This window comes from Paraburkholderia sp. RL18-085-BIA-A (assembly GCF_046027075.1).
Taxonomy (GTDB): domain Bacteria; phylum Pseudomonadota; class Gammaproteobacteria; order Burkholderiales; family Burkholderiaceae; genus Paraburkholderia.
Window position 1 is genome coordinate 1 of sequence record NZ_JARESU010000324.1, and the last position, 3,243, is coordinate 3,243.

Below are 3,243 nucleotides of genomic sequence, written 5' to 3' on the forward strand. Positions count from 1 at the left end.
GACCACCGTACACGTAATCCCCGCCGCCAGCACGACCCCATCCGGCACCGCATCGATCTCCACGCGCACCGGCACGCGCTGCGCGAGGCGCACCCAGTTGAAGGTCGGATTCACATCGGCGAGCAGTTCGTGGCTTTGTGGATTGTCACGATCGTAGATGCCGCGCGAGATGCTTTCGACGTGACCCTGCAGCGTGCCGCCGCTCATCAGCCGCACCTCAGCCTGGTCGCCGATGCGCACATGCGGCAGCTTGGTTTCCTCGAAGTACCCGTAGACCCAGAACGAGTGGCTATCGACGATCGCCAGCTTCGCCGCGCCCGCGGTCGCATAGTCGCCACGGAACACGCTCAGGTTCGTCACATAGCCATCGACCGGCGACACCACCCGCGTGCGCGCCAGGTTCAGCTTCGCCGCATCGAGCGCGGCCAGCGCCTGCTGGTACGATGCCTCGGCCGCCGACGCCGTATGCGTCGCGTTCTCGCGGCTTTCCTTCGACACCACCAGCGCGTCCATATCGGCGCGCCGCTGCGCGTCGTCGCGCTTCATCTGCAACTCGGCCCGGCGCGCGGCCACTGCCGCCTGCGCCTGTTCGACCGCGATCTGGTAGTGCGACGGATCGATCTGCATCAGCAGGTCGCCCTTCTTCACCAGCTGGTTGTCCTTCACCGGCAGATCGACGACCGCGCCCGACACATCGGGCGCCACGTTCACGATCTCGGCGCGCACGCGCCCGTCGCGGGTCCACGGTTCATCCATGTAATGGACCCACAGCACGCGCCCGATCAGGATCGCGACGATAAGGATAAGGGCTGTCGCGATGAAGCCAACGAGATTTCGGATGGTCATTGTTTCGACTCTGGTCAACGATAAACGGCGAGACCCAGCACGCCGCACACACATACGAGCAGACTGGCCCGGAACAGGGACGGATGCCACACCACGCGATACAGGCCCGTCCAGGCGATCACGCGATCCAGCACCCAGGTGAGCGCCGCGCCCGCGATGAACAGCAGCACGATGGCCGGCACATAGGCGTCGAGAACGGCAATGTCACGTGGCATGGGGGACTCCTTCTGGGGCGCTGGCCCGTTCGCTCGGTCCGCCGCGTCCGCCCATCAGCGGTTCAAGCGGGGACTGCGGATCGAGCAGCGCGGTACGGATGAAATGCAACTGGCTGAGGATGCGTTGCAGCCGGTGCCGCTCCTCGCGCGGCGGCGTGAAGCTGGCGAGCAGCTGCTGGAGCGCGGCGATCGCGTCGGTGGTGGTCGCGAGCGCGCGTTCGAAGCGCTCCTCGCGGGGTCGCTCGAAGAGCGCGCTCAACGCGTCGCCCATCGTGCGCAGCGCCACGCGCCACGATGTCGACTTTGCATAGCGCGCGTCGGCAGGCAGCCCCGCGACCTCGCTGCGCAGATCGATCACCGCATTGCCCACCTCGAGCACCGCGAACAGCCAGCGCAACGTGTCGCGCCGCAGGTCGGGCTCGTCAGGCGCGAGCGCGTTGATCTGGAACATCAGGTCGCGCGCGCCGCTCTCGAAGCGCGAACGCACCCGGCGCAGCCCCGCGCGGCCCGCCAGCACCACCTGGCGGCGCAGATCGACCAGCAGCCGGTTGCGCAGCCAGGGCGTCGAGGGCGGCAGCAGCACCGCGAACGCCACCGACGACACCAGCATCGACAGCACCAGCGCCAGCGCGTCGTTCATGAACGCGCCCGGGTCGTAGTGGATCACGTTGTCGGGGCCGGCCAGAAAGCAGAAGAAGATGCAGTAGCCCACGCCGTAGCCGGCCAGCGCCGCTCGCGTGGTCATGAACACGCCGAGCAGCAGGAACGGCGTGAGCGCGGCGCACAGCAGCGCGAAGCCGTCGATGTGCGGGAACACCCCGTACACCGCGAGCATCCCCATGACCGTCGCGACCAGCGTGCCGGCGGCCATCTGGAACACCGTGCGCTTCGGATTGGGCGAGGACGACGCCAGCGCGCACACGGCGGCCGCGTTCAGCGTGAGGGTCGAGCCGCTCGGCCACGCGGTGGCGATCCAGAACGCGCCGAGCACCATCATCACGAGGGCCGCCCGCAGGCCCGCGACCCCGGCGGCGATCGCGTTGGTCTTGGGCTCATAGCGGTCGATCCAGCGCTCGCGCGCATGCGTGTCGACCGCGAGCGATGCGTAGGTCGCCGCATACGCATGCAGGTCGTCGATGAAGCGGTACAGCAGTTCGGCGCCGGTGTCGAAGTCGGGCAGCGGCGCGTCGGGATGCGTGAGCAGCCCGGCGCGGGTGGCGCGCACGCGTGCCGGCAGCGCGGCCCTGAACGCGTCGAGCTGGGTGGCGGCGTGCGCGGCATCGGCGGCGCTCAGTACCGGTTCGCCGGACTTCGCGAGCAGCGGGGCGATCTCGCGGAAGTACGGTTCGAGCGCGGCGATCGCGATGGCCGCGCCGGGGGTGCCGGCGGTGCGCAGGCGGTTCATCAGCTGATGCAGCGCGTGAAAGCGCGTCGACGCGGTCATGAACTCGCTGTTCAGCCGCGCGAGGCGGCCGCCGCGCATGCGCGAGTCGGGGCCTTCGAACACGGCCACGCTGCGCGCCGCTTCGAAGCCGACGATGTCGGCGACAAAGCGCGCGTTGGTCGCCTCGATGCGCGCGCGGTCGTTGTGCCCGGCGAGCGACGCGGACACGTACTCGACGAACGCCGAGAAGCGCGCACGCACGGTGCTGCGCATCTGCAGGCCGGCGAACTGCGGGAACACGAGGCCGCTGACCGCGCCCGCGCAGACGATGCCGAGCACCACCTCGGCGACCCGGGTGAGCGCGCTGAGGAACGCGCCGTCCGGATGCTGCGCGGCGGGGATGCCGATCAGCGCGGCGGTGTAGCCGGCCAGCACGAAGCCGTACGAGCGGAAGTTGCGGTTACGCGCGGCGCCGGCGGTGCAGATGCCGACCCAGATCGCGGTCGACCCGATGAACAGCTCCGGCTGCTGGGCGAACAGGCCGATCAGCGCGAGCATCACGACGAGCCCGACGAGGGTGCCGCAGATGCGGTAGAAGCTCTTGGCGAAGACCATGCCGCTTTGCGGCTGCATGACGATGAACACGGTGGTCATCGCGGTACGCGGCTGCGGCAGGTCGAGCTTCATCGCGATGCCGAGCGCGAGGAAGCAGGCGGCGAGCGCCTTGAACAGGTAGACCCAGGTGAGGCCGTCGGTGCGCGCCCAGTCGGCCGCGGCGGTGCAGAGGGCGGCGAGGGA

3 protein-coding genes are annotated in these 3,243 nt (G+C 69.3%); all 3 read right to left on the bottom strand.

Annotated features, from left to right (window positions below):
• Nucleotides 1–846 (bottom strand): efflux RND transporter periplasmic adaptor subunit (locus P0D89_RS51820; protein WP_408379454.1); only part of this gene is annotated, 846 nt, incomplete at its 3' end.
• Nucleotides 847–860: 14 nt separating this feature from the next.
• Nucleotides 861–1,061, bottom strand: a complete 201-nt coding sequence (locus P0D89_RS51825) for a DUF1656 domain-containing protein (RefSeq protein WP_408243260.1) — start codon at nt 1,059–1,061, stop codon at nt 861–863.
• Nucleotides 1,051–3,243, bottom strand: a 2,193-nt coding sequence (locus tag P0D89_RS51830; protein WP_408370764.1) for an FUSC family protein, incomplete at its 5' end; no start/stop codon positions are given. The genes P0D89_RS51825 and P0D89_RS51830, both read right to left, overlap by 11 nt.

What these genes read in the sequence shown, in the direction of transcription:
- P0D89_RS51825 (WP_408243260.1), bottom strand. Translation starts at nt 1,061, where the DNA reads ATGCCACGTGACATTGCCGTTCTCGACGCCTATGTGCCGGCCATCGTG.